We start from the raw sequence: 238 nt of genomic DNA, 5'->3' as shown, positions 1-238 counted from the left end.
TTGAACAAGGCTGTGGCCCCAGCTCGCTTTTATCACCACGCCCTGTGGTTATGGGTCCCGGATCTGCGCTCCGCTTCGCTGCGCTTGTCCGGGACGACGAAGTTCTTTTGCCATATGCGATTGCCCTGCCCGCAAGCGGGAGAGGTGCAGCGAGTTCGCCGTCGGATCGATTCGACCTAACATCATCGCACTCTTGCGCGCGACAATAAAAAGGCCGGGAGCGGTGACGCTCCCGGCC

The 238-nt window shown here is 60.9% G+C and carries 1 protein-coding gene; it reads right to left on the bottom strand.

What is annotated here, in order from left to right; genetic code table 11:
• Positions 1-48: 48 nt before the first annotated feature.
• Positions 49-238 (bottom strand): hypothetical protein (locus FNJ47_RS50885; RefSeq protein WP_206685446.1); only part of this gene is annotated, 190 nt, incomplete at its 5' end.

The organism is Bradyrhizobium uaiense (assembly GCF_010811875.1).
In the GTDB taxonomy this organism is placed as follows: domain Bacteria; phylum Pseudomonadota; class Alphaproteobacteria; order Rhizobiales; family Xanthobacteraceae; genus Bradyrhizobium; species Bradyrhizobium uaiense.
Note: the sequence above shows the minus strand (reverse complement) of the source record. Positions and strands in the feature narration are given on the sequence as shown.